Raw genomic sequence first — 5,263 nt, 5'->3', positions numbered from 1 at the left:
GATTTGGATATACGACTAAATGGATTTAGGAGGTAGAGCGAAGCAGGATGCCAGAGCCGAGAATAACGATTAGCTCAAATCCCACTACTTGCCTACAGCGCTTTGAATTCCCGCTGAATGGTCAAACTTTTAATGCAATTGGTATTAGGTCTAAGATTTTCCCCTCTTTCATCAATTTAGTCTCCCAAGATCTGACAACAGTTTCACAGGCAAAGAGTGAATCAAACCCATCGCCACATTTGCAATTATTGCATTTGCAACTATTTCCTATTGTTTTTATTTGGTTTTTTCTCTCACCTCTGCAAAATACCGACTAACCTTAATAGTGGGAGGCTTATATTAATAGCCTCTAATTCTTTTAAGTTGTTTAGGGGGTGGGTTATGGGTATTTTTGAGCATTACCAACAACGATATGAAAAAAAACTAGATGAAGAGTATTCTCTAGAAGAATTTCTCAGCATATGTAAAGAAGATCGCAGTGCTTTTGCATCTGCAGCAGAGCGCTTATTAATTGCTATTGGAGAACCAGAGTTAATTGATACGTCTAAAGACCCAATCTTAAGCAGACTCTTTTCCAATCGCTTAATATCTCGCTATCCAGCCTTTAAAGATTTTTACGGCATGGAAGAGGCGATTGAGCAAATTGTTGCATATTTAAAACATTCAGCCCAAGGACTTGAAGAGTCTAAACAAATTCTTTATCTATTAGGCCCTGTTGGCGGCGGTAAATCCTCTTTAGCAGAGAAACTTAAAGCATTAATGCAGAACGTACCTATTTATGTACTTACTGCCGATGGTGTGCGCAGCCCAGTCAACGACCACCCATTCTGCCTATTTAATCTTGAAGAAGATGGCGATATTTTAAAACAGGAATATGGGATCCCTAAACGCTATTTAAAAAGCATTATGTCGCCATGGGCTGTAAAACGATTACATGAATACGGCGGAGACATTTCAAAGTTTAAAGTTGTTAAAGTATACCCCTCTATTCTCGATCAATTAGCTATTGCGAAAACTGAACCGGGTGATGAAAACAACCAAGATATTTCATCTTTGGTTGGTAAAGTCGATATCAGACAATTAGAGCATTTTGCACAGAATGATGCTGACGCCTACTCCTATTCAGGAGCATTATGCCGCGCGAACCAAGGCATGATGGAGTTTGTCGAGATGTTTAAAGCGCCAATAAAAGTCTTACATCCGCTGCTTACGGCTACCCAAGAAGGTAACTTTAACGGTACAGAGGGGCTTTCAGCCCTACCCTTTGGCGGTATTATTCTCGCCCACTCCAATGAATCGGAATGGACAACCTTTAGAAACAACAAAACTAACGAGGCGTTTTTAGACCGAGTATATATCGTAAAAGTCCCTTACTGCTTACGACTTTCAGAAGAGGTAAGGATCTACGAAAAACTGCTGACAAACTCAGAATTAGCCAACACTCCCTGTGCACCTGGTACCCTAGAAACCCTAGCCCAATTCAGTGTACTGTCACGAGTCGTTGCGCCCGAAAATTCATCAATCTATTCAAAAATGCGAGTTTATGACGGCGAAAGCCTCAAAGATACAGATCCAAAGGCAAAGTCATACCAAGAGTACCGAGACTATGCTGGTGTCGATGAAGGGATGCTAGGTTTATCCACCCGCTTTGCGTTTAAGATTTTATCCAAAGTATTCAATTTTGACCATACAGAAATTGCTGCAAACCCGGTGCACCTTTTCTATGTACTAGAGCGTCAGATAGAACAGGAGCAGTTTCCAACTGAAGTTGCAGAACGTTATCTAGAGTTTCTGAAGGGTTACCTTATCCCCAAGTACGTAGAGTTTATTGGAAAAGAGATCCAAACGGCTTATCTTGAATCTTATTCAGAATACGGGCAAAACATTTTTGATCGCTATGTCACCTATGCCGATTTTTGGATCCAAGATCAAGAATATAGAGATCCTGAAACAGGCCAATTATTTGATAGGGCTGCACTTAATGCTGAACTAGAAAAAATTGAAAAGCCAGCAGGTATTAGCAACCCTAAAGATTTTCGAAATGAGATAGTCAATTTTGTACTACGAGCAAGGGCAAATAACGAAGGTACAAACCCACTTTGGACTAGCTACGAGAAGCTAAGAACCGTCATTGAGAAAAAGATGTTCTCCAATACCGAAGATCTGCTTCCTGTGATCTCTTTTAATGGTAAGACATCAACCGATGATCAACGTAAGCACGATGACTTCGTCAACAGAATGATGGAAAAAGGCTATACCCAAAAGCAAGTAAGACTACTTTCAGAGTGGTATCTGAGAGTGAGGAAGTCTTCTTAGAAAGCCAACTAGGGGGGACTCTCCCCCTTTAATCAGGCTAGGAGGTGCGCATGGCAAATTTCATTGATAGAAGACTCAATGCAAAGGGAAAAAGCACGGTTAATCGACAACGCTTTATTAATCGTTATAAGAAACAAATTAAGAAGGCCGTCAGTGATGCGGTCACCCATAGAAGTGTTACCGACGTAGACAAAGGAGAAAAGATAAGTATTCCCACTCGGGATATCAGTGAGCCTACTTTCCATCAAGGTAGTGGCGGTATCCGTGAACGGGTCCATCCAGGTAATGACCAGTTTAGCCGTGGCGATCAAATAGAAAGACCGCCATCAGGCAACGGGCAAGGCGCTGGCCAAGGTGAAGCATCTGATTCAGGTGAAGGAAACGACGACTTTGTATTCCAGATCTCTAAAGATGAATATTTGGAACTATTATTCGAAGATTTAGAACTGCCGAATCTCCAGAATAACCGCCTTAATAAGCTTGTTGAATATCAAGTATATCGAGCTGGATTTACTAATGATGGTGTGCCAGCAAATATCAACATCGTTCGCTCACTGCGCTCATCAATTGCACGCCGTATGGCGATGACGTCCACTAAAAAGCGAACCCTACTCGAACTACAGCAAGAGCTAGAGGAACTCGAGAATAAAGCAGGGTCAAATGCTGACAGGATCCTCACCCTTAAAGCAGAGATAGAAGATCTACAGCGCAGGATCAAAAAAGTACCTTTTATCGATACCTTTGATTTACGCTACAACAACTATGCAAAACGAGAAGTGCCCTCTAGCCAGGCGGTGATGTTTTGTCTAATGGATGTTTCAGGTTCTATGGACCAAGCAACTAAAGATATGGCAAAGCGCTTTTATATTCTGCTTTACCTATTTTTAACAAGAACCTATAAAAACTTAGAAGTCGTATACATCCGCCATCACACGCAGGCTAAAGAAGTAGACGAACATGAGTTTTTCTATTCTCAAGAAACAGGTGGGACGATTGTATCAAGTGCATTGAAATTGATGCATGAGATCCAACAAAAGCGCTACCCCGAAAATGAGTGGAATATATATGCCGCTCAAGCTTCTGATGGCGACAATTGGGCTGATGACTCCCCTTCATGCCATCAAATACTTGAAAAGCAATTACTGCCGGTGGTGAGATATTTTAGTTATATAGAAATCACTAACAGAGCGCACCAAACGCTGTGGAGAGAGTACGAAACACTACAAAAATCACACGACAATATTGCTGTGCAGCATATAAAGCAGGCGGAAGATATTTATCCTGTATTTAGAGAGCTGTTCAAGAAGCAAGCTGTATAGGGGGCGCTATGGAGAATGCAAAGAAAAGAACACCATTAGATGATGGTCCCGATTGGAACTTCGAGTTGCTACAAACCTATTTAACAGAGATTGAACGCGTAGCAAACCACTACCGATTAGATGCTTATCCAAATCAAATTGAGGTTATTACCGCTGAGCAGATGATGGATGCTTACGCGGGAATAGGCATGCCTATTGGTTATACCCACTGGTCGTTTGGTAAACGTTTTATTGAGACTGAACAAGGCTATAAAAGAGGACAAATGGGCTTAGCTTATGAAATTGTCATTAATTCAGAGCCTTGTATTGCATATCTCATGGAGGAGAACACCATAACGATGCAAGCTCTAGTTATGGCGCATGCTAGCTTTGGCCACAACAGTTTTTTTAAAGGTAACTATTTGTTCAAAACTTGGACCGATGCAAGCTCCATTATTGACTATCTTGTATTTGCTAGGAATTACATTAGCGACTGCGAGGAAAAACATGGTGTCGAAAAAGTTGAAAGTATTATTGACTCATGCCATGCACTAATGAGTTTCGGTGTAGACAGATACAAGCGTCCAAGTGAAATATCTTTCAAAGAGGAGCAGATGCGTCAAAAGGACCGTGAAGCATACCTTCAAAGTCAGGTTAATGATTTATGGCGCACCGTGCCTGTAGCGCCGCATGAGGAACAAAAAGCTAAAGCTCAACGCTTCCCGGCTGAGCCTCAAGAAAATATTCTGTACTTTATTGAAAAAAATGCGCCACTTTTAGAACCTTGGCAACGCGAGATTGTTCGGATAGTCAGAAAAATGGGTCAGTATTTCTATCCTCAAAAACAAACTCAAGTGATGAATGAAGGCTGGGCTACATTTTGGCACTATACGATATTAAACCATTTGTATGATGAAGGATTAGTAACAGATCGCTTCATGTTAGAATTTTTGCAAAGCCATACTAACGTTGTCGCACAGCCAAGTTATAACAGTCCACACTATAGCGGTATAAACCCTTACGCTCTCGGTTTCAATATGTTCGTTGATATACGCCGTATATGCGAAAACCCTACCGAGGAAGATAAACACTGGTTCCCAGATATCGCAGGCAGTGATTGGTTAACAACGCTGCACTTTGCCATGGAGAATTTTAAAGATGAAAGCTTTATAAGCCAATACCTCTCTCCGAATATCATTCGTCAATTTAAACTATTCTCAATCCTAGATGACGATAACAAAAATTATTTGGCTGTATCAGCTATACACGACGAACAGGGGTATAAAGAGATCAGAGAGAAACTGTCACAACAGTACAACTTGTCAAACATAGAACCTAATATCCAAGTACATAATGTTGAAGTATCCGGAGATAGGTCGCTTACGCTCCGTTACGTGCCTAATGCTAGGATCCCACTAGCAGACACTCGACATGAAGTCGTTAAGCATATTCATAGGTTATGGGGCTTTGATGTTCAAATTGAACAAGGAAATAATGGTGATATGAAGGTCATTGCTGCTTGCCCGGAACGAAAGTTAGACAACGCAGCCAATATCTAACCTTATTCAAGACACAAAAAAAGCGCCGTTAAGGGCTAATGCCGATCATTTAGTATTAAAATTATCGGTTGACCGATCTACTCAGTCGTT

3 protein-coding genes are annotated in these 5,263 nt (G+C 41.1%); all 3 read left to right on the top strand.

The genetic code is table 11. From position 1 onward, the window contains the following. Positions 1–381 precede the first annotated feature (381 nt). The 3 genes from AB4238_RS21730 to AB4238_RS21720 are packed head-to-tail and all read left to right on the top strand — an operon-like array spanning position 382 to position 5,173. The gene (locus tag AB4238_RS21730; RefSeq protein ID WP_372035645.1) at positions 382–2,316 is read left to right on the top strand and encodes a PrkA family serine protein kinase; all 1,935 of its coding nucleotides are present in this window, start codon (positions 382–384) and stop codon (positions 2,314–2,316) included. Positions 2,317–2,366: 50 nt separating this feature from the next. Continuing rightward, positions 2,367–3,635, top strand: a complete 1,269-nt coding sequence (locus AB4238_RS21725; RefSeq protein WP_372035644.1) for a YeaH/YhbH family protein — start codon at positions 2,367–2,369, stop codon at positions 3,633–3,635. Positions 3,636–3,643: 8 nt separating this feature from the next. Further along, entirely contained in the window at positions 3,644–5,173 is a 1,530-nt protein-coding gene (locus tag AB4238_RS21720) for a SpoVR family protein (protein ID WP_372035642.1), read from the top strand. Positions 5,174–5,263: the final 90 nt, after the last annotated feature.

Source organism: Shewanella sp. 10N.286.45.A1 (assembly GCF_041470405.1).
GTDB lineage: Bacteria > Pseudomonadota > Gammaproteobacteria > Enterobacterales > Shewanellaceae > Shewanella.
The sequence above is the reverse complement of the archived record's forward strand: the minus strand, read 5'-3'. Positions and strand labels throughout refer to the sequence as shown.

Excerpts from the sequence above, each read along its gene's own strand:
- AB4238_RS21720 (WP_372035642.1), top strand. The coding sequence starts at position 3,644 with ATGGAGAATGCAAAGAAAAGAACACCATTAGATGATGGTCCCGATTGG.
- AB4238_RS21725 (WP_372035644.1), top strand. The coding sequence starts at position 2,367 with ATGGCAAATTTCATTGATAGAAGACTCAATGCAAAGGGAAAAAGCACG.
- AB4238_RS21730 (WP_372035645.1), top strand. The coding sequence starts at position 382 with ATGGGTATTTTTGAGCATTACCAACAACGATATGAAAAAAAACTAGAT.